The organism is Rhodococcus sp. NJ-530, from assembly GCF_003860625.1.
Classification (GTDB): domain Bacteria; phylum Actinomycetota; class Actinomycetes; order Mycobacteriales; family Mycobacteriaceae; genus Rhodococcus_F; species Rhodococcus_F qingshengii.
This window is the reverse complement of record NZ_CP034152.1, coordinates 3,184,474-3,210,249: the sequence shown is the minus strand read 5'-3', so window position 1 is coordinate 3,210,249 and position 25,776 is coordinate 3,184,474. Positions and strand designations below refer to the sequence as shown.

The following is a 25,776-nucleotide window of genomic DNA, read 5'->3' as shown; positions in this document are numbered from 1 at the left end:
TTGTCAGTTTCCGATCTTCGCCACCTCGGTGATGTTCGCGAGGCGAACCTGTCCCTTGGAAACGAGTCGGTCGTTCTCGTCGGTGATGCGAACTTCCCAGAGTTGCTGGGTGCGTCCGCGATGAATCGGGGTGGCTTCAGCGGTGAGAGTGCCCTCCCGCGTTGCGCGCAGGAAGTCGGTGTTGTTGTTGACTCCGACCACGTGTCCTCGCTCACCCAGCCACACGGTGCCACCGACGCTGGCGAGTGACTCCACGACCGAGCAGTACACACCCCCGTGCTGAATCCCGGCGGGCTGGTGCAGCGTGGGCTTGACGGTCCATTGCGCCCGCACGCGATCTGGGCTCAGTTCGGTGTATTCCAGGCCGATGGTGGCGTCGAAGCCCGTTCCGAGCCGTTTCATCATCTCTGCGGTCTCAGCAGTGTCGACCATGCCATCTCCATCTGTGATTCTCTGGCGCCGGTGTGGCTGCCACTCCCTACCTGATTACACGAGAGGTAACTCGAGCTTGGAATCAGGTCTGGAAAAAGAACCGGCGGGTTTCACATCATTCGATGTGAAACCCGCCGTGGGGAGGACCGGGAGTCTCTGCAGCCCTCAGGACTCCGGCGCGGTCCGGCAGTTTCGTCACTCTCGCGGGGTGTAGCTCTCCGCGCGGTGTTCCACAATCATAGGCAAGGCTGACCTAATTTAGCAAGCCCTTCGTCGAACTGGTTCCAACGAGGACGCAGCGAGACCTTACGGCGTGCACGCACGGGCAGTCCGGCGGCGACAAAAGCGTCCAGCAGCCCCTGCCCGCGGCGCTGAGCGGCTGATTCGCCCCCGCCGGCCAAGATGGGGACATATGCCGCTGCGCCTAGGATCGACTCCCCTACCAAGCCCCAGAATCTGAACTGGTCGACGGGCGCACACCTGGAGACGGCGTCGTAGATCGCCCGTAGCGAGGTCAGGCAACGGTGCGCGGTCCAGACGAGGAGCGCTTCTTCGCACGGCATGTCGACGACGCCGTCACTGCCGGACTCCCGTCCGTTCGGCGCAACGCGCAGAGTTTCGTCGATCACCCCGGCCCAGTCGATACCGCCGTCGCTGTCCATGTGGATGAACAGGTTCTCGAGGCCTGGATCCCAAGCGGCACCTTCGGAGACGATCGATGCGGCAACCCTGCCGACCACAGCGTGAATCAGTGATGTTGCGACCTGTATCGCCGCAGCTTCGGCACTGTCGAGATCCTGGAGCGAGCGGGCGAACATCTGATGCACCCGATCCCCGCACAAGCCTTCACTCAACTGCCACCAACGCCGTTTGCCTTCACCTGACATGGCGGCAACCGCGTAGACGCGCGGGTAGTCAGGGTTGAGTGCTCGTAGGCGAACGCTGGTGCGGCTCAATGCGTTCGACCGGAGTTCGAATTCACGAACATCCGCATGCTGGGTGGTCAAGGTGATTGTCACCGTGCACTCCAATCGGCCGAAGTTGTCTTGTGGTTCTTAATGTAGGTTAGCCTCACCATAATTCAAGAGTAAAGAACTGTGACGCTGGGCACCGCATATTCACAGGAACTTGCCCCGCAGGGAGCACACCCACATAGGGTTCCGTAACCTAAGATGCGAATTCCCTGCGCACAAAGACCAGGAGCTCGAACCGCCAGTGACGATGATCAAACCGCTCGGGAACGGACATCCCCGAGGACCCAGCGAGACGTACGGACGGCGCATAGTGCCGCGCGGCCCGGCTCCTGTCCGAATGCGTGTTCTAGCTGGGATTTTCGACGCGGGGGTGTTCCTGCTTCCGTTGCTCGTCGGCTGGTACGTCGTTCAGTCGCTCCGAGACGAGAACGGTGGCGGCGAAGCCGACCGCGCAGTATTCGGTGGGACGGCAATAGCCATTGCCGTTGGTCTCCTCGTGTGGAACCTGGGATTCCGCGAAGGTGCCACAGGCCGGACCTCGGGAAAGGGATGGGTAGGTCTGGTCACGCGTGACGCGAAGACAAAGCAGCCCATCGGTGTTCGCCGAGCTCTGCGCAGGCCGTTCGATCGAACCGGTATCGAGGTGGTCCGTGAAAGCACGGCGCGCGAAGAAGGGTTCGAGGAACTCGCGCGCGACAACAGCGTCGGGGCAACTCGTCGACGCCGGCTGATCGGTCTCGCGGTGCTCACGGTTCTTCTCGCGCTCGTCATGCTCGCGAGCATCGCGGTGGGCGCACGTCCGCTGACGTTTGCCGAGATCTTCCACGCCATCTTCAGTTCGGACGGCACCCAGACGGACATCATCGTGCGAACGTTGCGCGCTCCGCGGACCATCCTGGGTCTTGTCGTCGGCATCGCACTCGGTATCGCCGGCGCCCTGATTCAGGGACACACGCGTAACCCGTTGGCAGATGCCGGACTACTCGGCCTCAACGCCGGCGCGGCTTTCTTCGTAGTCATGGCGATCTATCTCTTCGGCTTCACCGCCCCGAGTCAGTACCTCTGGTTCGCGTTTGCAGGCTCGTTCGTCGCCAGCATCGTCGTCTTCGGCTTGTCCTCCATCGGAAACGGCGGCGCGAGTCCTCTGAGTCTGGCTCTGGCGGGCGCAGCCGTCGCGTTCTTCCTGCAAGCCATGACCAATGCCGTGATCATCCTCGACCAGACCAGTCTGGACGCCTACCGTTTCTGGGTAGTCGGGTCGGTGTCCGGTCGCGGGTTCGACGTTCTCTGGCAGGTCCTCCCCTTCCTGATACTCGGTTTGGTCATCGCCCTGGCGAGTACGCCTGGTCTCAATGTCCTCAGCCTGGGTGAAGACGTCGCAAAAGCGTTGGGAACGAACATCGCGTTCAGTCGCACACTCGGCATCATCGCGATCACCCTGCTGACCGGCGCCGCGACCGCAGCGTGTGGACCTATCGCGTTCATCGGATTGGTGGTCCCCCACGTGGCCCGGGCCATCACCGGACCCGACTACCGCTGGCTGGTCCCGTACGCGGGCTTGCTCGGTGCGGTCATGCTGATCACCGCGGACATCATCGGTCGCGTAGTCGTGCGCCCCGGCGAGTTGCAGGTCGGAATCATCCTGGCCCTCTTCGGCGCCCCGTTCTTCATCGCTCTCGTACGCCGCAGGAAGTTGGCAAGTCTGTGACGCTCAAGCAAGAACTCCGGGTACTCCCCCGGACCGTCCCCTCACGTAAGTCGATTCGTATCGGTGGATTCTCGCTGGTCTACCGTCCACTCGCGGTGTCGGTGTGCATTGCGCTCGCGGTCGCACTCTTCCTTCTGCTCTGCATCAACATCGGACGGGGCGACTATCCGATCTCGATCCCCGATGTCATTTCGGTCCTGCTCGGTAATGGAAGCAAGACACAGAACCTGATCGTCTTCGACCTCCGACTTCCTCGATCGCTCACCGCACTCTTCATCGGTATGGCACTCGGCATTGCCGGTGCGGTCACCCAGACGATCGCTCGCAACGCCCTCGCCAGCCCCGACATCCTCGGAATCACGGCTGGATCGAGTGCTGCCGCGGTCGCTCTCATCGTACTCGGCGGGGGTGGCTCGTTCGTGGGACTGCTTGCCACACTGGGGATTCCGTTGGCTGCACTGTGTGGCGGTCTGCTGACAGCTGTGGTGATCTACGCCCTCGCATGGCGAAAAGGCGTCGAGGGGTTCCGCCTCATCCTGATCGGCATCGGCATCAACGCCATGCTCGTGGCAGCGACGGGATGGCTTCTCATCTCGGCGGACATCAACGATGCTTCCCGCGCACAGGTGTGGCTCAACGGTTCGCTCAACGGTGCCACCTGGAATCAGATGTGGCCGGTAGCCATCGCTGTCGCGGTAGTCGGCGGCTACGCGGTGATCGCTTCGTTCACCATGGGAGCGCTGCGGTTGGGCGACGACAACGCCACCTCTCTCGGTGTTCGCTTGCAATCATCGCAGGCCAAACTGTTGCTCTCCGCCGTGGCGCTGGCCGCCATCGCAACCGCCGCAGCAGGTCCGGTCGGCTTTGTCGCCCTGGCTGCGCCACAGGTCGCCATGCGTCTGGTGCGCTCTGCCGGCCCGCCCATCGTGGCGTCCGCGCTGACCGGTGCTGTACTGGTGGTCGGCAGCGACGTCATCGCTCGAACAATTCTGCCTGTGGAACTCCCCGTCGGAATCGTGACTTCCGCACTGGGTGGTCCGTTCCTGCTCTACCTGTTGGTTCGTAACAATCGGAAGGTCACAGCATGACCACCATCGCCCAGTCCACCGATACTCCTTCGCGTCTCGTCGCCAAGAACCTGACGCTCGGGTACGGGGACCGCATCATCGTCGACGGACTCGATCTCGAGATCCCTACCGGCGTGATCACGACGGTCATCGGCCCCAACGGTTGCGGCAAGTCGACGCTCCTGCGTGCGCTCGGTCGTCTGCTCAAGCCCAAGGGCGGATCGGTTGTCCTGGACGGCAAGGCGATCAGTTCGATGAAGACCAAGGAAGTCGCACGGGTGCTCGGAATGCTCCCCCAGACTCCAGTTGCGCCCGAAGGACTCACCGTCGCCGATCTGGTCTCACGTGGGCGCCACCCGCACCAGTCGTGGATCAGGCAGTGGTCCGCGGACGACGAGGGCGAGGTCGCCGAAGCGCTGGAGCTGACCGGTGTCTCGGATCTCGCCGATCGACCCGTCGATCAATTGTCCGGCGGTCAGCGCCAGCGAGCCTGGATCTCGATGGCTCTCGCCCAGGGAACCGACATTCTGCTTCTCGACGAACCGACTACCTATCTGGACCTCGCGCACTCGATGGAAGTCCTCGACCTGGTGGATCAACTCCACGAGGAAATGGGGCGCACCGTGGTGATGGTGCTGCACGACCTCAATCTCGCGGTCAGATACAGCGATCATCTGATCGTGATGCGCGACGGCGCCGTCGTCGCTTCTGGTGTCCCCAAGGACATCATTTCCGCGGAACTTCTGCTCGAGGTGTTCGGTCTCGAAGCTGCGGTCATCGACGATCCCGTCTCGGATCGGCCGCTGATCGTTCCGATCGGTACCCGGCACGTGTTCGGCGCCGTCGGCGGGCCGGCAAAGCCTGCGTGACGATCGCGAATCAGCGACCCAGAATCGTCCGAACAAGTTTGAATCCTTGACCGATCGTCACGGTCGGCAGGTACGCCCGTCCGACCGCGTTCCCGATGCTCGGCAACGCGGCTGGATCGGCGAAAGTCATGTGCATCGGCACGTACCGAGGCTGGAACTTCGATTTGAAGGCCAACAGCGAACGAAATCCGTACACCGGTTCCAGGGTGCGACCGAGTAGGTCGAGCACGCTGTCCATCATCGCCGAGAAAGTCGTGGCCTCCGGTTCGTTCGCATTCCTCTCGGAGTCACCGGCGATTGTTGCCAACGGTGCACCGGACAGACTGAGGAACTCGACGCCCTCCTCCTCCAATTTCAGTGCAGCGGAGGCGATGAGGAACTCCATCGCGGGACGGAATCCTTCGGAGCGTCGCCTCATGAAGTCGAGTGTCCACCCGACGACTTTGCCGTCGCGGTGCACCGGTAGCCACGACGTGACACCGTGCACGGTGCGATCCTCGTCGACGGCGATCAGGCACCGCACTTGTTCGTCGTCGACCTCGTCGAGTCCGCCGAGGGTGAATCCCATCTCGGGCATCCCCTTGTCCGCCACCCATTCCTCCGAGATCGCAACTATCTGATCCTTGATCGCGAGAGGTGCATGAGGGAAGGAAATCCACTCGGCCGTGATCCCGGACTTCTTCGCCCGGTTCAGTGCTGTTCGCACATCCTGGAACCGCTTTCCTGTGAACGCGACCTGTCCGAGGTCGAGCACGGTTTCCTCGGCGACCTGCAGGCCGCTCCAGCCCATGGAATCAGTGATGCTTCGGGCGTCGTCGGTCACTGAATAGAAGCAGGGAATCCAACCGTTCGACGAAGCGAACTCGGCAAACTCCTCGATCGCCGTGCGCATGCGATCTGGAGGACCGACCGGATCACCGGTTGTGAGAGCAACACCGGCGATGACGCGATACGCGACGTAACTCGAACCGTCCGCGCTGAACCAGTATGTGTTTCCCTTCCACGTCGTCATCCAGGACAACGGGCTGCCGGTACCGGCGATCAACATGGATCGCGCTCGTTCGGCGGCTTTGGGATCGGCGGTCTTGACCGGCTTGAGGAAACTCACGAACACCAACACGGCGGCGACGCCCCAGAACACGACGCCGGTCCACTCGAAGAGCAACGTCGACTCGATGTCCACGGGAAGCAGACGCGGATCGATCAACTGCAGGTACACGGGCGGTACAAGGCGCTGAGGGAAGTCCGCGAGCAACATCGTTACAGTGGGCTCGCGATCGAACCCGTGCCTGGCGAGCATTCCGCCGCCGACGTAGATCACGGCGAGGACCGCGAGCAAGGTCACGATCGCAGCACCGAGACGTCGGTATGTCTTGGCCGGGGCCGCGACGTCGAAGTATCGACGTGTCGCGATCAGCAGGATCAGTACGAAGAGCGGTGTCAGGAACGGCACCAGAGTTCGGTACACGTTCGGATCGCTGATTCCGTAGAACAAGCTGTCACTGTCGACGGCGTCGACGAACCTGATGACGAAGTTCCCGATCGAGAGGACGAGTAGGACTACCTGAGCACACACTGTCGCAATCCAGGCGAATCTGCGGCCACGACGGAGCCCGTCACTCAACACGAGAACGAAGATCGACGGCATCAGCGAGAGCAGAGTCGGGCCGATACCGGAGAGTCTGAGCTCGAGGAGTCCTCGTCGGCAGTCCGGATCCGACGAGGACTCCTCGCACAGTTCTCGAACCTCGGCGACAGTCCAGGGAACTCCGCGGAAGAGGTCACGGAGGACCGCGAGTGGGCCGACCGCCTGCGGGGACAATGCGGCGATCATCGGGCCGATCGCACTCGCCGCGACGACGATGGCGACCAGGACGCGACCCTCTCGCTGTGTCCCGGCGATGCGCTCACCGCGCGCCGATCGTCCGACGATCCACTGACCGATCACCAAACCCACCACAGCGGCAAAGAATCGGATGACGTCTTGCAGCTGACCACTGAACAAGGCCAAAGTGATCGTCAACGCCAAAGTTCCGACGCGAATGCGACGGCGCCACAGGGTGCCCATGTTCGAGCTGGCGGCCATCGCAGCGCCGACGATCCATGCACTGGCTCCGACCGCGGAGCCCACGTGGAGGCGGAATCCCCAACTGGAATCGAACACCTTCGCAAACGACGCCCAGCCGAGCCCGAGCAGGACTCCCAAGATTTGAGTGCTTGCGCCGGCGATCGCAAGCTTGATCGTTCCCATTCGGCGTTCGAGGGGTGCGGCGACTGCGATCAGGAGCACGGTCGCGCCGAGGTACCCGAGCAGGTTTCCTGCCCACAGCACGGACGTGAGCGGCGTCCAGATGCGGCCGTGCTGGATCGAGCCCATTCCGGCACCGATCGTGTGCTCGAGATCGCGGGACGGTCCGTGAACGAGGCTGCCGGTTGCGGCACCCACGATCCACATGGTGAGAAGTAGAACGACCGTCAACGGTGCGTCGCGAATGCCGAAACGGATGATGCCGGCAGCTTTCTGCGTGACTACCCGCGCCCGTGATGTCGATTCTTCGGTGCCCGGCGAACTGTCGATCGTCATCTACGTGCGGCTACTTTCTGCGGATCGACTGTTTGGCTTGCAATTATCGGGCATCGTCATTGTCGGGACTTTCGTCGTCTCACACCACCGTAACCGTCACGCAGATCACTATGGCCAATACCACACCCCCACCGAGGTGGTTACTACTACCAGTAGTACGTATTTCGTCGTGGAAGTCCGTAGAATCGAAGAATGGCAGGTCTAGGTGAACTCGAACGCGCGGTGATGGATCATTTGTGGTCCACATCGGAACCGCAAACTGTGCGACAGGTGCATGAAGCACTCGCGACGCATCGCGAATTGGCGTACACGACGGTAATGACCGTTCTGCAGCGCCTGGCGAAGAAGCATCTGGTGATTCAGCAGCGTGACGATCGCGCACATCGCTATCTTCCCGTCAACAAGCGCGAAGAACTGGTCGCGAGCCTGATGGTCGACGCTCTGGCCCAGGCTCCGGAGTCCGGCGGTCGCGCCGCGGCACTCGTCCACTTCGTGGGACAGGTCAATGCTGACGAAGCCGATGCTCTCCGCGAAGCGCTCGCTGCCCTCGAGGTGCGCGAGTCCGCGAAAAAGGCTGCGCAGCCCGGAATTTCTAGGCCGAACTGATTTCGTCGTGCATGATGTGTAGGACATGAACGCCACTACTGCACTGGTTTTCGGACTGCTTGCCTTGTTGCTGGCCGGTCCGGTTCCCGCACTCCTGAGCCGCTCCACGTGGCCGTACCGCGCTCCACGCGCGGCGTTGGTTCTGTGGCAAGCCGTCGCAATTGCTGCGGTGCTGTCGGCATTCAGCTCGGGCCTGGCCATTGCCAGCCAGCTGCTCGTTCCCGGCACTGACGGTAGGCCGACGACGGCCCCGACCGCCGAAATCGATGCACTCGGGCTCCCGCTGTGGATTCTGTACGTGGTTGTTTTTGCCCTGACGCTTCTGATCGGCGCGAAGCTGATCTTCTCGATCATCCAGGTCGCTGTGAGAACCCGACGTCGCCGTGCACGTCACCGCGTGTTGGTGGACCTTCTCGACGACTGCGCCATGCCCGCGTCGGTGGAACGCACACCCGATCTGCGGGTACTGGACGTCGACGAACCGATCGCATACTGCCTGCCAGGTCTGCGTCAACGCGTGGTTCTCAGTCAAGGCACTCTGCAGAACCTCGATCATGCCGAGGTCAAAGCCATCCTGACGCACGAGCGTTCCCACCTGCGAGCTCGTCACGATCTGGTCCTCGAGGCTTTCACTGCCGTCAACCACGCGTTCCCCCGTTTCGTTCGTAGCAAGTCGGCCCTGGGATCGGTGCAGCTACTGGTGGAGTTGCTCGCCGACGATTCAGCCGTGCGGGCTACCGGTCCCACTCCCCTCGCGCGGGCGCTTGTCGCGTGTGCCGGATCGACGGCACCCCGCGGGGCAATGGCAGCGGGTGGTCCGTCGACGCTCATCCGGGTGCAGCGCCTCTCGGCCGACGACGCAGATCCCCGCATCGCAGTTTTTGCGTATCTCGGGGCGGTCGCGATTCTCGTTGTTCCCACGGTTGCGGTTGCTGTGCCCTGGCTCACCGAACTTCGACTGCTTTTCAACGCATACTGAGTCTTGACCTGCGTAACCCCGTGTAGTAGTGCAGGTCACAGGCGGGGCTACCTGACTTCGGTGTCCCCGGTGGCGTAGAGTGGATCACGGCCACCATCGTGGTCCGTCAACATATAACGGCACACAGCCCAATTCCCCGCAGTATGCGTTCGGATTGCCAGGTGACATGTGCCCTGGCTCGTCCCTTTGCGAACTGTGTCGTGTATTTCAGCATGGCTTCTTCCGCTCCGCGACGTGCCCGTAGTCCGGAGAGGTTTCCGCGTGACCAACGCTGTCCAAATGTCGTCTTCCGAGAACATCGAAGACCCCACCGTCAACACCCCCGCTGCCGAAGAAGCAGTCGCCACCGAGCCGGGTATCACCTTCGCCGAGATCGGCCTGCCCGAGCAGCTTGTTGCCGCATTGGCGCGCAACTCCATCACCGTCCCGTCCCCCATCCAGGCGCAGTCCATCCCGGACGCGCTCGCCGGTACCAACGTTCTCGGCCGCGCACAGACCGGATCGGGCAAGACCCTCGCCTTCGGCCTGCCGATGCTGACCCGCCTCTCACGCCACGAAGATCGCCCGGCCGCCAAGCGTCCCCGCGCACTCGTGCTCGTCCCCACCCGTGAGCTTGCTTTCCAGGTGGTCGACTCCCTCAACTCCTACGCCGGAGCACTCGGACTCACGGTTCGCCCCGCTGTCGGTGGAACGCCGTTCGCCAAGCAGGTCGATCAGCTTCGCCGCGGCGTAGACGTCCTCGTCGCAACGCCGGGTCGTCTCGGCGACCACCTGCGTCAGGGCACCTGCATCCTCGACTCGGTGGAAATCACCGCACTCGACGAAGCCGATCAGATGGCGGACATGGGCTTCCTGCCCGAGGTTCGCTCGATCCTCGGTGAGACCCCCGCAGACGGACAGCGTCTGCTGTTCTCGGCAACCCTCGACCGTGAGGTCCAGTCGCTGGTTCGTCAGTTCCTGGCCAACCACGTCACCCACTCCACCGAAGACGGCCGCGCAAGCGTCGACACGATGGAGCACTACGTCCTCCTCGTCGATCGTGGACAGAAGGATTCAGTCCTCGCCGAGATCGGTGCCCGCGACGGACGCACCATCATGTTCGCCCGCACCAAGCTCGGTTGCGAGGGAATCACCGACCGCCTCCGCGCAGTCGGCATCGCTGCCGAGTCGCTTCACGGCGGCAAGGCACAGAACCAGCGCACCCGCGTCCTCGAGCGTTTCAAGAACGGCCGCACCCCGGTCCTCGTCGCAACGGACGTCGCAGCACGCGGCATCCACGTCGACGGCATCGACCTCGTCGTTCACGTCGATCCCCCGGCCGACCACAAGGACTACCTGCACCGCGCTGGTCGTACCGCTCGCGCCGGCGAGAAGGGCACCGTTGTCGCCATCGTGCTGCCGAACCAGAAGCGTCAGTTCAAGCGTCTGACCGGTATGGCCGGCGTCAATGCCGCAGCCGTTGCCGTCACCCCGGGTTCTGCTGAACTTGCTCGCATCACCGGCGCCAAGAAGCCGACCGGAGAACCGTTGCGCGAGAGCTCTTCTCGTGGCGAGCGTTCCTTCGGTGATCGTGGTGGAAGCCGTGGCGGCTACCAGGGCAACCGCTCGTCCGGTGGATACCAGGGCAACCGCTCTTCGGGTGGCTACCAGGGCAACCGCGACGGCGAGAGCCGCGGCGGATACCAGGGTGATCGCTCCAGCGGTGGTTACCAGGGCAACCGCGACAGCCGCCCCTCGACCGGCTACCAAGGAAACCGCTCTTCGGGTGGCTACCAGGGAAGCCGCGACGGCGAGAGCCGCGGCGGATACCAGGGCAACCGCTCTTCCGGTGGATACCAGGGTGATCGCTCCAGCGGTGGTTACCAGGGCAACCGTGACAGCCGTCCGTCCTACGGAGACCGCGACAGCCGCCCCTCGACCGGCTACCAAGGAAACCGCTCTTCGGGTGGTTACCAGGGCAACCGTGACGGCGAGAGCCGCGGCGGATACCAGGGCAACCGCTCTTCCGGTGGTGGATACCAGGGCAACCGTGACAACAACCGCTCGTACGGCGATCGCGACAGCCGCCCCTCGACCGGCTACCAGGGCAACCGCTCCTCCGGTGGATACCAGGGAAACCGCGAAGGCGGCGACAACCGTGCAGCCTCGACCAGCGGTGGCGGCTTCCGCAGCCGTACCGACCGTCGTAGCTATGACGGATTCGACGGCCCGAAGCGCGATCAGCGGTAATACCTGCGCTGAGCTGCGGCTCGACAACTGAACACTGAGAACCTTCCGGCTGTGCCGGAAGCTGTATCGAGACGGATGCAGGTCACTGCAATTAAAGTGATCTGCATCCGTGTTTTGTATGCACGGTCTGATGTTCACGCGCGTCGCGGCCGCACCGTTTTCGGCTGCGCACAGCGCAGGATTTCACAGCCGCGGACCGAGAGGGAAAGCTGTAAGCATGTCAACCACTAGCACCGAATCACCCCGAGCTCAGATCGGCGTCACCGGCCTGGCCGTCATGGGTTCGAATATTGCCCGCAATTTCGCCCGCCACGGTCACACCGTTGCCCTGCACAACCGCAGCATCGCGAAGACCGATGCCCTGATCGCCGAGCATGGTTCCGAGGGCGATTTCGTGCGCACCGAGACCGTCGAGGAGTTTGTTGCCGCACTTCAGAAGCCGCGACGCGTCCTGATCATGGTCAAGGCCGGCGCCCCGACCGATGCTGTCATCGAAGAGCTCGCAAACGCCATGGAGCCCGGCGACATCATCATCGACGGTGGCAACTCGCTCTACACCGACACGATCCGTCGTGAAGCGGCGATCCGCGCCCGCGGACTGCACTTCGTCGGCGCCGGTATCTCCGGTGGCGAAGAAGGCGCACTCAACGGTCCGTCGATCATGCCGGGCGGCCCGAAGGAGTCCTACGAGGCTCTCGGCCCGCTTCTCGAGTCCATCTCCGCTCACGTCGACGGCACCCCGTGCTGCACGCACATCGGCCCCGACGGCAGCGGTCACTTCGTCAAGATGGTGCACAACGGCATCGAGTACGCCGACATGCAGCTCATCGGCGAGGCGTACAACCTCTTCCGCGACGCTCTGGGCTACGACGCCGGTCAGGTTGCCGACGTCTTCACCGAGTGGAACAAGGGCACCCTCGAGTCCTACCTGATCGAGATCACCGCCGAGGTGCTCCGCCAGGTCGACGCCGAGACGGGCAAGCCTTTGGTCGACGTCATCGTCGACGCTGCCGAGCAGAAGGGCACGGGCCGCTGGACGGTCAAGTCTGCTCTGGATCTGGGCGTGCCGGTCACCGGTATCGCCGAGGCCGTGTTTGCTCGCGCGCTGTCCGGTAGCCGCAATCAGCGCGCTGCAGCTCAGGCGCAGGGTCTGGCTGCCGGCTCTCTCGGCGACAAGCCTGCTGACGCCGAGCAGTTCGCCGCCGACATCCAGGCCGCGCTGTACGCGTCGAAGATCGTGGCGTACGCGCAGGGCTTCGATCAGATCGCTGCCGGCAGCGCCGAGTACGACTGGAACCTCAAGCCTGCCGACCTGGCGACGATCTGGCGCGGTGGCTGCATCATCCGTGCGCAGTTCCTCAACCGCATCAAGGACGCGTTCGACGCCGATCCGAGCCTGCCGAGCTTGATCCTGGCGCCGTACTTCCGCGAGGCCATCGAGGCAGGCATCGACAGCTGGCGCCGCGTGGTCGCCACCGCGACGATGCTCGGCATTCCGGTACCTGCGTTCGCGTCCTCGCTGTCGTACTACGACGGTCTCCGCGCGGAGCGTCTGCCGGCCGCCCTGACTCAGGGTCAGCGCGACTTCTTCGGCGCGCACACCTACGAGCGCATCGACAAGCCGGGCAAGTTCCACACACTGTGGAGCGGTGACCGCAGCGAAATCGAGGCCTGATTCACAGCGGGTATCGGTAGATGCGGTCATCTGCGTCTACCGATACCCGGTAGCCTGGACAAATGCAGGAATCGACGATCGACTCGCCCACCTCGACCGAAGGGCGTTCGTTCGTCGACCTCGGAATCCCCGCCGTGATGGTGCACGCGTTGCGCCGAAGCGGCATCGATGCCCCCTTCCCCATTCAGTCGGCAACCATCCCCGATGTTCTTGCCGGTCGGGATGTACTCGGGCGCGGTGCGACGGGTTCCGGAAAGACTCTGGCCTTCGGGCTTCCGATGCTGGTGCGCCTCAAGGGTGGGGCGAGCAAGCGGAATCGTCCGCGCGGTTTGGTGCTCGCTCCCACCCGTGAGCTGGCGATCCAGATCCACAAGGCACTCGACGACGCCGCTACCGAGATCGGTTTGCGTGTGGCAAATGCGGTCGGGGGCGTTCCGATCAAGCGTCAGGCCGACATCCTTGCCCGCGGCGTCGATCTGCTGATTGCGACCCCCGGGCGCCTGCTCGACCTACTCGAGCAGAAGTCGGTGATTCTCGACGACGTCGTGATCACGACCATCGACGAAGCCGACCACATGGCAGACATGGGTTTCATCGACGAGGTTGCGAAGATTCTCGACACGACTCCGAAAGACGGTCAGCGTCTTCTCTTTTCGGCGACACTCGACGGCAAGGTCGACGATCTGGTCGCGGGTTACCTGCGCAATCCGGCGTCGCACTCGACTGCTCCCCGGTTGCGACCGTCTCGACCATGGAACATCATCTGCTTTTCGTCGACCGCGACGACAAGAGATCCGTTGTCGCACATATCGCTTCGCGCGCGGGGCGGACCATCATGTTCGTCAAGACCAAGCACGGTGTGGATCGTCTTGCGCAGCAACTGCATTTGATCGGCGTCTCGGCCGGGGCCCTGCACGGCGGCAAGACGCAGAACAATCGGACCAAGACCCTCGCGTCGTTCTCCGACGGGACAACACCGGTCCTGGTCGCCACCGATGTCGCCGCGCGCGGAATCCATGTCGACGACGTGACGCTCGTCGTTCACGTCGATCCCCCGGCCGAGGCGAAGGACTACCTGCACCGGGCCGGCCGGACGGCACGCGCCGGGGAATCAGGCGTCGTCGTCACCATCGTCACCGACGAGGAACGTGATTCGGTCGAGAAGTTGACCAAGCAGGCAGGCGTCAAGGTTCACGGTGTGCGGGTTCGTCCTGACGATCTTGAACTCACGCGCATCACCGGTGCGATGGAGCCGACGGGAATTCCGGTCGAGGCTCCCGATACGACGGTTGCCGTCAAGCACACCGCCAAGCGTGGCCGTCAGGAACACGACACTGCAGGCCGGACCGCTGCCGGAGGCCGGATGAAGAAGGACGGCGACAAGCGCGCCGCCTCCTCGCGGCGCGTCACCGATCCGAAGAGTGTGAAGAAGATCCGTGCGGACGGCACTCCGGTCCCGACCCGTTCGGAGCGTCTGGCGTCCAAGGGCTTGACCCCGCGTCGCGGCGCACCCGGCGCAGGAAAGCCGTCTGCCGGAAATCGGGCGGGCAAGCGCGCACACTGAGGGAATGGGTGATCTTCCACTGATCTCGGTTCTCTGCGCACTTCTCGCTGCACTGCTCTTCGCGTGCGCTTCGGTCGCTCAGCAACGGGCGGCGTCCGCGGTTCCCGAGGGCGAGGCGTTGGTGGCGTCGTTGATTCGCAGTCCTCGGTGGTGGGCCGGGCTGATCGGTGACGGCGGCGGGTACGTCATGCAGGCCGTTGCACTGTCGTTGGGTTCGGTGTTGGTGGTGCAGCCGCTGATCGTGACCTCGTTGCTGTTCGCGCTGCCTCTCTCGGCCAAATTCTCGGGAATCCGCATCACCCGTTCCGCGTGGTCACTGGCGATCATGCTCGCGATTTCCTTGGCGATCTTCCTCGTCGTCGGCGATCCCACCGAGGGAGACAGCAATGCTCCATGGTCGGATTGGGCTGTGCCCCTGACGATTACGGTCGCAGTGGCCGTGGCCGCAACTGTCGGCGGCTTGTCCAAACTCGACGGCGGCTGGCGCGCACTGCTTCTCGGCTCTGCGGCAGGCATCTTCTACGGCGTCGCCGTCGCATTCACCAAGTACGTCACCGACCTACTCGGCCACGGCGTCGTCGGGGTGATTTCGGCATGGCAGACGTGGGCGCTGATCGCCTCGGGCGCAATCGGGGTCTACCTGCAACAGCGCGCGTTCCAGGTCGGGCCGCTGTCGGCGTCGCTACCCGCCCTGACGATCGGCGAGCCGATCGCGGCCATCTTCCTGGGGATGACAGTGCTCGACGAACGCCTCCGCGTCGACGGTCCCGGAATTGCTCTCATCGGGTGCGCAGTCGCCGTCATGATCATGACCACGATCGCCCTTTCCCGCTCACAAGCGCGCGACACCGAGGGCGCTACGGCGGAATCGACGGTAGGCTCGTGAAACGTGCAGTTCCTCGAAGGGCAACGCCCCCATACGACCTGACCTACGACGACGTCTTCCTCGTCCCTAACCGGACCGAAGTCACCTCTCGGTTCGACGTCGATCTCAATTCTTCCGACGGATCCGGAACGACCATTCCCGTCGTGGTCGCCAACATGACCGCAGTCGCCGGCCGCCGCATGGCGGAGACTGTCGCCCGCCGCGGCGGACTGGTCATCATTCCGCAGGACGTCCCCACCGAAGCTGTCGCCGAGACCGTGGCGTTCGTCAAGAGCCGCCACCTCGTCGCCGATACGCCGGTCACGCTTAGTCCGGACGACGCCGTCTCCGATGCGCTGGCGCTGCTTCCCAAGCGTGCTCACGGCGCGGTCGTGGTGGTCGAGGACGGTAAGCCTCTCGGTGTCGTCACGGAGGCTGCCTGCGCGGATGTCGATCGGTTCACTCGCCTACGTACCGTCGCGATCACCGACTTCGTCACGGCCCCGGTCACCGCCACACCGCGTGAGGTCTTCGAACTGCTCGAAACCAAGCACGATCCGCTGGCGGTCATCGTCAACGAAGACGGGACTCTTGCCGGCGTCCTCACCCGCACCGGCGCGATCCGTGCCGGCATCTACGACCCCGCAGTCGACGAGCGCGGCGCACTCCGGGTCGCTGCGGCGGTCGGTGTGAACGGTGACGTGGGCGCCAAGGCCAAGGCTCTCGTCGACGCCGGTGCAGACGTGATCGTCGTGGACACGGCTCACGGTCACCAGCAGAGAATGATCGATGCGCTCACCACCCTCAAGGCGCTCGATCTCGGCGTCCCGTTGGTTGCAGGCAACGTGGTCTCCGCACAGGGAACCCGTGATCTGATCGCCGCAGGCGCGGACATCGTCAAGGTCGGCGTCGGGCCCGGAGCCATGTGCACGACTCGCATGATGACCGGCGTCGGACGCCCGCAGTTCTCGGCCGTCGCGGAATGTGCTGCAGCGGCACGTGAGCTCGGCAAGCACGTCTGGGCCGACGGCGGCGTTCGCCACCCCCGCGACGTTGCACTCGCCCTCGCGGCGGGCGCGTCGAACGTCATGATCGGCTCGTGGTTCGCCGGCACATACGAGTCCCCCGGCGATCTCAAAGTCGATCAGGCGGGCAACGCGTACAAGGAGAGCTTCGGTATGGCCTCCAAGCGCGCTGTTGCCGCTCGCACAGCCACCGAAACGGCTTTCGATCGCGCCCGTAAGGGATTGTTCGAGGAAGGCATCTCCAGTTCGCGGATGCGTCTCGATCCCGAGCGCCCCGGAGTCGAGGACCTGATCGATCAGATCTGTTCCGGCGTGCGCAGTACCTGCACGTACGCGGGTGCGCGCTCTCTCGAGGAGCTGCACGAGAAGGCCGTTCTGGGCGTGCAGTCCGCCGCCGGATTTGCCGAAGGACGGCCGCTTCCGTCTGGTTGGTGAACCACGTTCTGTGACTGTCGGCGGGTGCTCGGGTCCCTACTCCCGGGCACCCGCCGGTATCATTGGATCCGTAAACAGAAAACAAAACTCGGTCGGGTGCCCTTCGGCGACCCGACCGAGCCCGCTACAGCCGAGAACTACTCGGCTCTGACGAAAGGAACCCGGTGCCCGAGGCACCCACACACTTACCCGGCGCTACACCCGTCGTATTATCCGAGGAATCTTCTGATTCCGCCGGTTCGGAGGGCTCCTCTAGCGAGCCGGGAGACAAACCCGGCGGCCCCCGTGCACATCTCAGGTGGCGATGACACATGGACATCGTTTTCACCATTCTCAGCCTGGTCGGCTTCATCGCGCTGACTGCAGGCACCGCCCTCTTCGTGGCGGCCGAATTCTCACTGACCGCGCTCGAACGCAGCACCGTCGACGAAGCTGCTCGTGGCGGCGACCGACGCTCGCGGCAGGTTCAACACGCGCACAAGACTCTTTCGTTCCAGCTCTCCGGCGCTCAGCTGGGCATCACGATCACAACCCTGATCACCGGTTACCTGGCCGAGCCGGTCCTGGCACGGTTCATCACACCGGTCACGAAGGCCGTCGGGCTCAGTGAATCCGCGGCCTCGACAACGTCTTTGATCCTGGCGCTCGTGATCGCGACCTCGTTCTCCATGATCTTCGGTGAGCTCGTACCGAAGAACCTCGCAATCTCCAAGCCGATGCCCACCGCCCGCGCGACTGCGGGCCTGCAAGCAGGGTTCTCGCTGATCTTCCGGTGGGCCATCAACGGCCTCAACGGAACCGCCAACTGGATCGTGCGACGCCTGGGCATCGAACCCGCGGAGGAATTGCGCTCCGCGCGATCACCGCAGGAACTCGGGTCCCTCGTGCGGACGTCCGCGCAGCGCGGGTCCATCGACAAGGGCACGGCGATGCTCGTCGACCGTTCACTGCAGTTCGGTGACCGCACGGCAGAAGAGCTGATGACTCCGCGAGTGAAGATCGAATCGCTGGAACTCTCGGACACCGTCGCAGACCTGATCGTGACGGCGTCGCGGACCGGCTATTCGCGCTTCCCGGTCGTTCGCGGCGATCTCGACGACACGGTCGGCGTCGTACACATCAAGCACGCGTTCACCGTTCCGGCCGAACGTCGGCGCACGACGCGCGTCGACAGTCTGGCTCAACGTGTTCCCGTCGTGCCGTCGAGCCTGGACGGAGACACCGTCATGGAGCGAATCCGCTCCGACGGTATGCAGGTTGCGCTCGTCGTCGACGAGTACGGCGGAACTGCCGGCATCGTCACGATGGAAGACCTCATCGAGGAAATCGTCGGCGATGTGCGCGACGAACACGACGAACCCGAACTCGACGTGCAGCGCGTCGGCGACGGATGGTCGTGCTCCGGTCTCCTGCGCATCGACGAGGTCACTTCGGCTACCGGGTACACCGCTCCCGAAGGCGACTACGACACGCTCGGCGGCTTGGTGCTCACCGAACTGGGCCGCATCCCCGACGAGGGTGACGAGGTGGAATTGCCCGACGTCGACTCGTCCGGTGATTCGCGCGGAAAGTGGATTGCACGAGTGACCGGCATGGACGGCCGCCGTATCGACCGGGTGACCATCACGCCGGTCCCCGCTTACGTCGAACCCGAATCCGCAGACGACAGCAAGAAGGAGTCCGACGATGAATAACCTCTTCGGTGTACTCCTCACCGTCGTGCTGCTCGCCGGCAATGCATTCTTCGTCGGTGCGGAGTTCGCACTGATCTCCGCACGACGTGACCGCCTCGAAGCACTGGTCGCGCAAGGCAAGAAGCGGGCGCTCACAGTCATCAAGGCCGGTGAGAACCTCTCGCTCATGCTTGCGGCGGCTCAGCTGGGCATCACGATCTGCTCCATCCTCCTCGGTAAGGTCGCCGAGCCCGCCATTGCGCACCTCCTCGAGGTGCCGATGGAAGCCGTCGGCCTGCCCGACGGATTGCTGCACCCGATCTCGTTTGCCATCGCGCTGTCGCTCGTCGTCGTGCTGCACATCCTGCTCGGCGAGATGGTGCCCAAGAACATCGCGTTGGCCGGCCCCGAGAAGACGGCCATGCTGCTCGTTCCCGTGCATCTGGCGTTCATCAAGATCGCTCGCCCGATCATCGCGTTCTACAACCTGTGCGCGAACGGAGTGCTCAAGCTTCTGCGCGTCGAACCGAAGGACGAACTCGACGTCACGGTCTCGGCGGTGGAGTTGTCCGCGATGATCGGTGAGTCGCGATCCGAAGGTCTGATCGACGCCGAAGAACACCGGCGGTTGAAGCAGGCACTCGAATCGACCGATCGGACCGTCTCCGAGGTCCTGATCACTCTCGACAAGGTGCGGACTATTCCCCTCACACCGTCGGGAACAACACTGGGTGAGATCGAGCGTGCGGTCATCGAGACCGGATACTCGCGTTACCCGGTGCGAGCGAGCGACGGATCGCTGGCTGGGTACGTACACCTCAAGGACGTACTCGACGAGGTGCTCGACGAGGCCGCTGGACCGGACACCGTCGTTCCGACGTCGGATATCCGGCCGCTGCCCATCGTTCCGCTCAGCACACCGCTGGCCGAAGCGTTGGCCGGCCTTCGTCGGGCCAGCTCGCACCTCGGCGCTGTCACGGACGCTGACGGAGTGGTGATCGGTATCGTCGCGCTCGAGGATCTCCTCGAGGAGTACGTCGGAACGGTCCGCGACGGCACGCACCGCGGCACGGATGCTGTTCCCGGACAAAGAAACAGCTGATCGATGACACGTTCGGTGCATTCACTCGCACTCGCGCAGAGCGAGTGGACGGCTCGGCGGGCGCTTCACCTCGAGGAGGTGGAGAAGCTCGTCGAGCCGCACCGAGCGCGTCGTAGCGCCGGTATCTCTCACCCGGTGCACGACTTCCTCTTCACGTACTACAACTTCAAACCCGCCCAACTGCGCCGCTGGCACCCCGGGTACGGAGTCGCGCTCGAGAACGCCGCCGAATACGCAGCCTTCTCCGGCTACCGCGTCGACGAGTCGGGTACCGCGACGGTCGAGGCCTCAGTGCTGGAGCGTCGGCGTCACACAGTCGAATTCGTGTGGAATCTGTTGAATCAGACGTCTGCGCGGCCCGCTGTGCTGGGTTGCTTCGGCCTCCACGAATGGGCGATGGTCTATCGCGGGGCGAGGACGCAATCCGTCACCAGTCGGTGCCGCTGCGACTCGGGTTCGCCGGTACCGACGCGGTCGTCGAATCCCTGCCACTCAAATGCACGCACTACGACGCGTTCCGGTTCTTCACACCGGACGCGGCCCCCAAGAACTCGCTCCCGCTTGCACGCGAAACTCAGATCGATCACGAACAGCCGGGCTGCCTGCACGCCGGTATGGACCTGTACAAGTGGAGCTTCAAATTGTTGCCACTCGTCGATTCCGACCTGGTGATGCGGTGCTTCGAACACGCGCTCCTGGCCCGTGAACTCGACATGCGCGCGAGCCCATACGACCTCGCCGAGTACGGGTACTCCCCCATTCGTATCGAAACTCCCGCGGGCCGCGCCGAATACGTGTGTCAGCAACAACAGTTGGCGGATCGTGCTGCGCCGCTCCGCGATACGCTGGCAGAGAAGTGCCGGGAGCTTCTCGGCCACTGAACTGCCGAAAGGCGTCGCATGGATCACGGGTACGGGTTCTATCTCGACGAATACCAGCGTGACGTCGGGGTGCACACCGACGACCGCCGCGGGCACATCGAATGCCCGGACTCGGCGGGTTTCCTTGCGGCGCACTTGCCGGTGTTCGACCTCGCTGCGGGCTCGGTAGCGGCGTTCGCCTCGGCGATTCATCGGTCAACCAGCCCGGGCGACGGACACTGGACCCTCGATCCCGAGCGCATCGCCGCGTCCTTCTCGAGCGATCGACTGTTCCGGATCGGCGGCGAGCCGATCAACGGGTTCTCCGAGCACTCGGGGTTCTTTGCCGCCCGCGACGGTTGGGTCCGCACGCACGGCAACTATCCGCACCATCGCGACCGCCTGCTCGCCATCCTCGCGCTCGATCATGGATCACCCAAAGATGCAGTGGTGCAACGGATATCCGAACTCAGCGCCATCGAGATCGAGCTGCAGGCCGCCGAGATCGGAGCCATCGCGGTCCGTGTTCGTACCGAGACCGAGTGGCGCCTGAGTGAGCAGTGCGCAGCTGCGAGGTCTGCGCCTCTGGTATCCATCCGAGCACGCGACGAGGGAAAACCCCGCACGCATCCGACGCGCCCACGCGTTCTCGACCTGACCCGCGTCATCGCCGGTCCGGTCGCGACGCGTGCCCTGGCGCTGGTCGGCGCTGACGTTCTGCGGATCGATCCCCCGGCGATCCCCGAGATCGGATGGCAGCACCTCGACAGTGGACAGGGCAAGCGGTCGGCGCTTCTCGACCTGAAGTCCTCGGCGGGAGCGACAGCGTTCCGAGAACTCCTCGAAACCGCAGACGTACTGGTCACCGGCTACCGGCCGGGTGCACTCGAAGCGCTCATCGGGCAGGATCTTCCCGCCCACCTGATTCACGGGCGCGTCAGCGCATGGGGATGGGAAGGTCCGTGGGCGAATCGCCGCGGCTTCGACAGCATCGTGCAGGCCGCATCCGGTATCTCGTTCCTCGAGGGCGGTGAGAACCCTGGTGCGCTTCCGGCGCAGGCACTCGACCACTCGACCGGATACTTCTTGGCAGCGGGGATCCTCGACGCGTTGACGCTGCGCTCGCAGGACGGCCGTGGCCGCGATGTCGACGTGTCATTGGCCAGCACCGGCGCCCGTCTTCTCGACGCACCCGGCCGAACCGTCCATCCCGGTCTACCGACCGCTCCCGGCCTGAATGTTGTTGTCAACCATGCCGACGTGACCACCGCACGACCCGCGCTGGCAGAGTTCGAGGACTACCCCGAACCAGCCCATCCGTGGGGATCGGATCGCGCGGAGTGGGCACACTGAGGGACCGGCACATTCAGGGCAAGATGGACCTGTGAAGTCACATACCTACACACTCGACCTTCAGTGGACGGGCGATCTGGGAACCGGAACGTCCAGCACGCAGGGATATTCGCGCAATCATGCAATATCCGCGGTCGGAAAGCCGGAACTTCTCGGCAGCTCCGATCCCTCGTTCCGCGGTGACGCGCAGCGATGGAACCCCGAGGAACTGCTCGTTGCCTCCCTCGCCCAGTGCCACATGCTCTGGTACCTCGGGCTGGCAGCTGCCGCTGGGGTCGTCGTTCTCGACTACAGCGATCAGCCGGTCGGCAGCATGATCGAGGAATCCGATGGCGGCGGCCAGTTCATCGAAGTGACGTTGAATCCGACGGTGTTGGTCGCGGAGGCGTCGATGGTCGAGAAGGCCCAGGAGCTTCACGGCCCCGCACACACGAAGTGCTTCATCGCTCGGTCGGTGAACTTCCCCGTCCTGCATTCCCCGACGATCCTGGTGGCCACCGATGAGTGACATGCACAAACTCATCGTCGACGTCGACACCGGTATCGACGACTCGTTGGCGCTTCTCTATCTCCTTGCCAGCCCCGAAGCCGAGATACTGGGGATTGCGAGCACCGCCGGCAACGTTCCGGTGGAACAGGTCGCGGCCAACAACTTGAACTGGCTTGCGCTCTGCGGCGCCCCGGACATCGAGGTTGCACTCGGCGCCCGCGAGCCATTGGTCATACCGTTGCGCACCACCGAGGAGACTCACGGTCCGCAAGGAATCGGCCATGCGGTCCTCCCCGATTCGGGTCGCAAGCGCTCGGTCCGAACCGCCACCGACCTCTGGGTGGATCTCGTCCGGGAGTACCCCGGACAACTCACCGGGCTGGTGACGGGGCCGCTCACCAACCTGGCCTTGGCGATCAGACGTGAACCCGATCTGCCGTCTCTGCTGAAGCGACTGGTAGTGATGGGTGGGTCGTTCAACTATCCGGGCAACACGACGCCGACCGCGGAGTGGAACGTCTCGGTGGATCCGCACGCCGCCAAGGAGGTGTTCGACGCGTTCTCCGTCGTACCCGCGCACCGGCGCCCGATCATCTGCGGCCTCAACGTCACCGAATCCATCGAGATGTTCCCCGAACATGTGCGTCGGCTCGCCGAAGCTGCCGGGAGCACCCCGGAAGAGATCATCTCGCCTGACGACGGTCCCGACGTCCGCAGTTCCGCGTCCAACAGCGTGATCAGGCATATGTCCGACGCAATCCGGTTCTACATGGAATTCCATCGTGAATACGACCAGGGATTTCTTGCTCACATGCATGATCCCTTCGCTGCTGCCGTCGCGCTCGATCCGAGCCTGGCGACGCTGAAACCGGCAACGGTAGATGTCGAAACCGAGAGTCCACTGCTGATCGGAACGACGGTTGCGGACTGGGTCGGGCACTGGAAGCGTGAGCCCAACGCGGATATCGCGGTCAGCACCGATCCGGCGGAATTCTTCGATCGACTTGTCCACCGAGTGGGAAATTACGCCCGCGTCGTGGGTTGACCGAGCCGGGCACCGGCTATGCTCGCATGGACAGAACACCAACGTACGAGAACAAAGGACCTGACGTGCAGATTTCCAGCCACGATGCCTCCCCGGCATTTGCGCTCGGATTGATGGCGTTCTGGCCCACTCGTCGTAGCGCATGCTTCGATCAGGCGTGTTGCTGAGCGGCGATTCTCGCTGCCTGCACCCCTGACTTTGTCGCTTCTTCGCTCGGAGTCTGTCTTCTCATGTTCAATCTTCTTTTGTTCACCCTTGTCGGCGTCGGCGCCCAGCTCGTCGACGGCGCCCTCGGTATGGCCTTCGGTGTCACCGCAACCACTCTGTTGATGATCGGTGGCCTCGGTCCGGCTCAGGCCAGCGCCGCTGTTCACCTGGCCGAGGTCGGCACCACCCTCGCTTCGGGTGTGTCGCATTGGAAGTTCAAGAACATCGACTGGAAGCTCGTCGCCAAGCTCGGTGTGCCCGGCGCAGTCGGTGCATTCATCGGCGCAACTGTGCTCTCGGGTCTGTCCACCGAAGCGGCAGTCCCCATCACGGCGACGATCCTGCTGGCCATCGGTATCTATGTGGCACTACGCTTTTCGGTCCGCCCACCGGCCGTCGCGGACGCTCGTACCACCCCGCACACTGCACGTTTCCTGTCCCCACTCGGCCTGTTCGGTGGTTTCATCGATGCATCCGGCGGTGGTGGTTGGGGTCCGATCACCACCAGCACGCTGCTCTCACGAGGAAAGACCGCGCCGCGCACCGTGATCGGCTCGGTCAGCGCCTCGGAGTTTCTGGTCGCGTCAGCCGCGTCGCTGGGATTCCTTGTCGGATTGGGACGTGAGTCGGCGGGAAACCTCCTCGTTGTCGCCGGTCTCGCGCTCGGCGGTGTCATCGCAGCTCCGTTCGCGGCGTGGCTGGTCAGCCGCGTACCTGCAACCTTGCTCGGAACGGCGGTGGGCGGCGTCATCGTGTTGACCAACGCACAGAAGCTGTTCAAATCCTTCGACATCACCGGGGCGGTCACAGTGGCCGGTTACCTGACCATTCTCGGCGCGTGGGCAGCGCTGCTGTTCTACGCGTGGAAGCGGTCCACTCTCACCCCGGCCGAGGCAGAAGGCGATTTCACGGGAGTCGAACTCGCTGTCGAGACCGAACTCACCGAGCCTGCAGTCAAGCGCGAACGATAGCTCGTCACAGAAGAAATCCCGGGTATCCGCGCTCGGATACCCGGGATTTCGTTCTTTCCGCGCTAGTTGCTTCCGTCGAACGCGTCGAGAATTCGCCCCGCCGCCAACGCTGCCGTCAGCGAACCGTCACGCACGCTCTGCTCGACGTCGGCCCGGATCGCACGCACCCGATCGTTGCTCGAGAGCCTGCGTAGCAGCTGATCGTTGACCATCGTCCAGGTCCAATCGACCTGTTGCTTGCGACGCTTCTCCTCGAACTGTCCCGCTTCGGTGAGCACCTCACGGTGTTTGGTGACAGTTCCCCAGAACTCGTCCAGCCCGACACCTTCGAGACCGCTCATCGTGATGACGGGCGGCTTCCAGATGGCGTCGTGCGGGTAGATCAGGCGAAGCGCACCCGCCAATTCACGGGCAGCGCCCTTTGCCTCGCGCTCATGCTTGCCATCGGCCTTGTTGACCGCCACCAGATCTGCGAGCTCGAGGACACCCTTCTTGATGCCCTGGAGCTGATCACCGGTACGAGCGAGGGTCAGGAACGTGAAGCAGTCCACCATGTTGGCAACAGTGACTTCGGACTGGCCGACACCCACCGTTTCCACCAGGATGACGTCGAAACCGGCAGCTTCGAGAAGCACGATGGTCTCGCGGGTTGCCTTGGCAACACCACCGAGCGTGCCGGACGTCGGTGACGGCCGGATGTACGCATTCGGTTCGACGGTGAGCCGAGCCATGCGTGTCTTGTCGCCGAGAATCGAGCCGCCGGTGCGGGTGGACGACGGATCGACCGCCAACACCGCAACCCGATGTCCCTTGCCCAGCAAGTACATTCCGAGCGCGTCGATGAAGGTCGACTTGCCGACGCCGGGAACGCCGGTGATGCCGATCCGGTGCGCTCCCCCGGCCTCCGGCAGCAACTTCAGTAGAAGTTGCTGCGCGAGGGCCCGGTGGTCGTCGCGGGTGGACTCGACGAGGGTGATCGCCCGAGCGAGGCCGGCACGCTGATTTCCGCGCACCGCCTCGGCGAGGGAATCAATGTCGATGGGCTGACGTGCCATCTTCAGTG

19 protein-coding genes and 3 pseudogenes are annotated in these 25,776 nt (G+C 63.9%); 18 read left to right on the top strand and 4 right to left on the bottom strand.

All coding sequences use genetic code 11. The features are described 5' to 3' along the window. Positions 1–3: 3 nt before the first annotated feature. Entirely contained in the window at positions 4–432 is a 429-nt protein-coding gene (locus EHW12_RS15120) for a PaaI family thioesterase (protein WP_003945020.1), read from the bottom strand. Positions 433–668: 236 nt separating this feature from the next. Beyond that, positions 669–1,451, bottom strand: coding sequence for a hypothetical protein (locus EHW12_RS15115; RefSeq protein ID WP_003944809.1), 783 nt, complete (start codon positions 1,449–1,451; stop codon positions 669–671). Between the two features lie 202 nt (positions 1,452–1,653). Here EHW12_RS15115 and EHW12_RS15110 point away from each other — a divergent pair, with 202 nt between their 5' ends. The 3 genes from EHW12_RS15110 to EHW12_RS15100 are packed head-to-tail and all read left to right on the top strand — an operon-like array spanning position 1,654 to position 5,050. Next, entirely contained in the window at positions 1,654–3,114 is a 1,461-nt protein-coding gene (locus tag EHW12_RS15110) for an iron ABC transporter permease (RefSeq protein ID WP_073512408.1), read from the top strand. Next, a complete protein-coding gene (locus EHW12_RS15105) occupies positions 3,111–4,202 on the top strand; it encodes an iron chelate uptake ABC transporter family permease subunit (protein WP_003944960.1) in 1,092 nt (363 codons plus the stop codon). The genes EHW12_RS15110 and EHW12_RS15105 overlap by 4 nt, the downstream gene beginning before the upstream one ends. Next, positions 4,199–5,050 (top strand): ABC transporter ATP-binding protein, encoded by an 852-nt coding sequence (locus EHW12_RS15100; RefSeq protein WP_003945031.1) that lies wholly within the window; start codon positions 4,199–4,201, stop codon positions 5,048–5,050. Before EHW12_RS15105 ends, EHW12_RS15100 begins: the two co-directional genes overlap by 4 nt. Positions 5,051–5,060: 10 nt before the next feature. Here the strand turns inward: EHW12_RS15100 and EHW12_RS15095 are convergent, their stop codons facing one another. Then, a complete protein-coding gene (locus EHW12_RS15095) occupies positions 5,061–7,634 on the bottom strand; it encodes a phosphatidylglycerol lysyltransferase domain-containing protein (protein ID WP_064114335.1) in 2,574 nt (857 codons plus the stop codon). A gap of 192 nt (positions 7,635–7,826) precedes the next feature. Between EHW12_RS15095 and EHW12_RS15090 the strand changes: the two genes are divergently transcribed. The 15 genes and pseudogenes from EHW12_RS15090 to EHW12_RS15020 all read left to right on the top strand — a co-directional run bounded on the left by EHW12_RS15090 (position 7,827) and on the right by EHW12_RS15020 (position 24,713). Then, complete coding sequence (locus EHW12_RS15090) at positions 7,827–8,240, top strand: BlaI/MecI/CopY family transcriptional regulator (protein WP_003944876.1); 414 nt, start codon at positions 7,827–7,829, stop codon at positions 8,238–8,240. 25 nt (positions 8,241–8,265) lie between these two features. Then, positions 8,266–9,219, top strand: a complete 954-nt coding sequence (locus EHW12_RS15085) for a M56 family metallopeptidase (protein ID WP_007730909.1) — start codon at positions 8,266–8,268, stop codon at positions 9,217–9,219. A gap of 261 nt (positions 9,220–9,480) precedes the next feature. After that, entirely contained in the window at positions 9,481–11,448 is a 1,968-nt protein-coding gene (locus EHW12_RS15080; protein WP_064688200.1) for a DEAD/DEAH box helicase, read from the top strand. A gap of 217 nt (positions 11,449–11,665) precedes the next feature. After that, on the top strand, positions 11,666–13,123 hold the full coding sequence (gene gndA / locus EHW12_RS15075) for an NADP-dependent phosphogluconate dehydrogenase (protein WP_007730904.1): 1,458 nt from the start codon (positions 11,666–11,668) through the stop codon (positions 13,121–13,123). Positions 13,124–13,185: 62 nt separating this feature from the next. Next, positions 13,186–14,687, top strand: a pseudogene (locus tag EHW12_RS15070) (DEAD/DEAH box helicase). A gap of 4 nt (positions 14,688–14,691) precedes the next feature. Then, the gene (locus EHW12_RS15065) at positions 14,692–15,573 is read left to right on the top strand and encodes a DMT family transporter (RefSeq protein ID WP_003944968.1); all 882 of its coding nucleotides are present in this window, start codon (positions 14,692–14,694) and stop codon (positions 15,571–15,573) included. A 3-nt stretch (positions 15,574–15,576) separates the two neighbouring features. Next, a pseudogene (locus EHW12_RS15060) lies at positions 15,577–17,012 on the top strand (GuaB1 family IMP dehydrogenase-related protein). 311 nt (positions 17,013–17,323) lie between these two features. Next, positions 17,324–18,706, top strand: a complete 1,383-nt coding sequence (locus EHW12_RS15050; protein WP_003944847.1) for a hemolysin family protein — start codon at positions 17,324–17,326, stop codon at positions 18,704–18,706. Then, the gene (locus EHW12_RS15045; protein ID WP_003944826.1) at positions 18,699–19,787 is read left to right on the top strand and encodes a hemolysin family protein; all 1,089 of its coding nucleotides are present in this window, start codon (positions 18,699–18,701) and stop codon (positions 19,785–19,787) included. Before EHW12_RS15050 ends, EHW12_RS15045 begins: the two co-directional genes overlap by 8 nt. Before the next feature lie 3 nt (positions 19,788–19,790). Then, positions 19,791–20,668, top strand: a pseudogene (locus EHW12_RS15040) (3-methyladenine DNA glycosylase). Between the two features lie 18 nt (positions 20,669–20,686). Next, positions 20,687–22,000 carry a CoA transferase gene (locus tag EHW12_RS15035; protein WP_064114339.1) on the top strand — a complete coding sequence of 438 codons (1,314 nt, stop codon included), beginning with the start codon at positions 20,687–20,689 and terminating at the stop codon, positions 21,998–22,000. A 31-nt stretch (positions 22,001–22,031) separates the two neighbouring features. Continuing rightward, positions 22,032–22,508, top strand: a complete 477-nt coding sequence (locus tag EHW12_RS15030) for an OsmC family protein (protein ID WP_007727816.1) — start codon at positions 22,032–22,034, stop codon at positions 22,506–22,508. Then, positions 22,501–23,535 (top strand): nucleoside hydrolase, encoded by a 1,035-nt coding sequence (locus tag EHW12_RS15025; protein ID WP_007727817.1) that lies wholly within the window; start codon positions 22,501–22,503, stop codon positions 23,533–23,535. The genes EHW12_RS15030 and EHW12_RS15025 overlap by 8 nt, the downstream gene beginning before the upstream one ends. 26 nt (positions 23,536–23,561) lie before the next feature. Further along, the gene (locus EHW12_RS34625) at positions 23,562–23,702 is read left to right on the top strand and encodes a hypothetical protein (protein WP_156423186.1); all 141 of its coding nucleotides are present in this window, start codon (positions 23,562–23,564) and stop codon (positions 23,700–23,702) included. Positions 23,703–23,765: 63 nt separating this feature from the next. After that, the gene (locus EHW12_RS15020; RefSeq protein WP_007727818.1) at positions 23,766–24,713 is read left to right on the top strand and encodes a sulfite exporter TauE/SafE family protein; all 948 of its coding nucleotides are present in this window, start codon (positions 23,766–23,768) and stop codon (positions 24,711–24,713) included. Positions 24,714–24,775: 62 nt separating this feature from the next. Here the strand turns inward: EHW12_RS15020 and meaB are convergent, their stop codons facing one another. Further along, positions 24,776–25,768, bottom strand: coding sequence for a methylmalonyl Co-A mutase-associated GTPase MeaB (meaB, locus tag EHW12_RS15015; RefSeq protein ID WP_003945003.1), 993 nt, complete (start codon positions 25,766–25,768; stop codon positions 24,776–24,778). Between the last annotated feature and the right edge of the window lie 8 nt (positions 25,769–25,776).

Bases quoted from the DNA above. Each gene is read 5' to 3' on its own strand.
- EHW12_RS15025 (WP_007727817.1), top strand. From the start codon at position 22,501: ATGAGTGACATGCACAAACTCATCGTCGACGTCGACACCGGTATCGAC.
- EHW12_RS15045 (WP_003944826.1), top strand. From the start codon at position 18,699: ATGAATAACCTCTTCGGTGTACTCCTCACCGTCGTGCTGCTCGCCGGC.
- EHW12_RS15050 (WP_003944847.1), top strand. From the start codon at position 17,324: ATGGACATCGTTTTCACCATTCTCAGCCTGGTCGGCTTCATCGCGCTG.
- EHW12_RS15110 (WP_073512408.1), top strand. From the start codon at position 1,654: ATGATCAAACCGCTCGGGAACGGACATCCCCGAGGACCCAGCGAGACG.
- meaB (WP_003945003.1), bottom strand. From the start codon at position 25,768: ATGGCACGTCAGCCCATCGACATTGATTCCCTCGCCGAGGCGGTGCGC.
- EHW12_RS15120 (WP_003945020.1), bottom strand. From the start codon at position 432: ATGGTCGACACTGCTGAGACCGCAGAGATGATGAAACGGCTCGGAACG.
- gndA (WP_007730904.1), top strand. From the start codon at position 11,666: ATGTCAACCACTAGCACCGAATCACCCCGAGCTCAGATCGGCGTCACC.
- EHW12_RS15090 (WP_003944876.1), top strand. From the start codon at position 7,827: ATGGCAGGTCTAGGTGAACTCGAACGCGCGGTGATGGATCATTTGTGG.
- EHW12_RS15065 (WP_003944968.1), top strand. From the start codon at position 14,692: ATGGGTGATCTTCCACTGATCTCGGTTCTCTGCGCACTTCTCGCTGCA.
- EHW12_RS15095 (WP_064114335.1), bottom strand. From the start codon at position 7,634: ATGACGATCGACAGTTCGCCGGGCACCGAAGAATCGACATCACGGGCG.
- EHW12_RS15085 (WP_007730909.1), top strand. From the start codon at position 8,266: ATGAACGCCACTACTGCACTGGTTTTCGGACTGCTTGCCTTGTTGCTG.
- EHW12_RS15100 (WP_003945031.1), top strand. From the start codon at position 4,199: ATGACCACCATCGCCCAGTCCACCGATACTCCTTCGCGTCTCGTCGCC.
- EHW12_RS34625 (WP_156423186.1), top strand. From the start codon at position 23,562: ATGGACAGAACACCAACGTACGAGAACAAAGGACCTGACGTGCAGATT.
- EHW12_RS15020 (WP_007727818.1), top strand. From the start codon at position 23,766: ATGTTCAATCTTCTTTTGTTCACCCTTGTCGGCGTCGGCGCCCAGCTC.
- EHW12_RS15035 (WP_064114339.1), top strand. From the start codon at position 20,687: ATGGATCACGGGTACGGGTTCTATCTCGACGAATACCAGCGTGACGTC.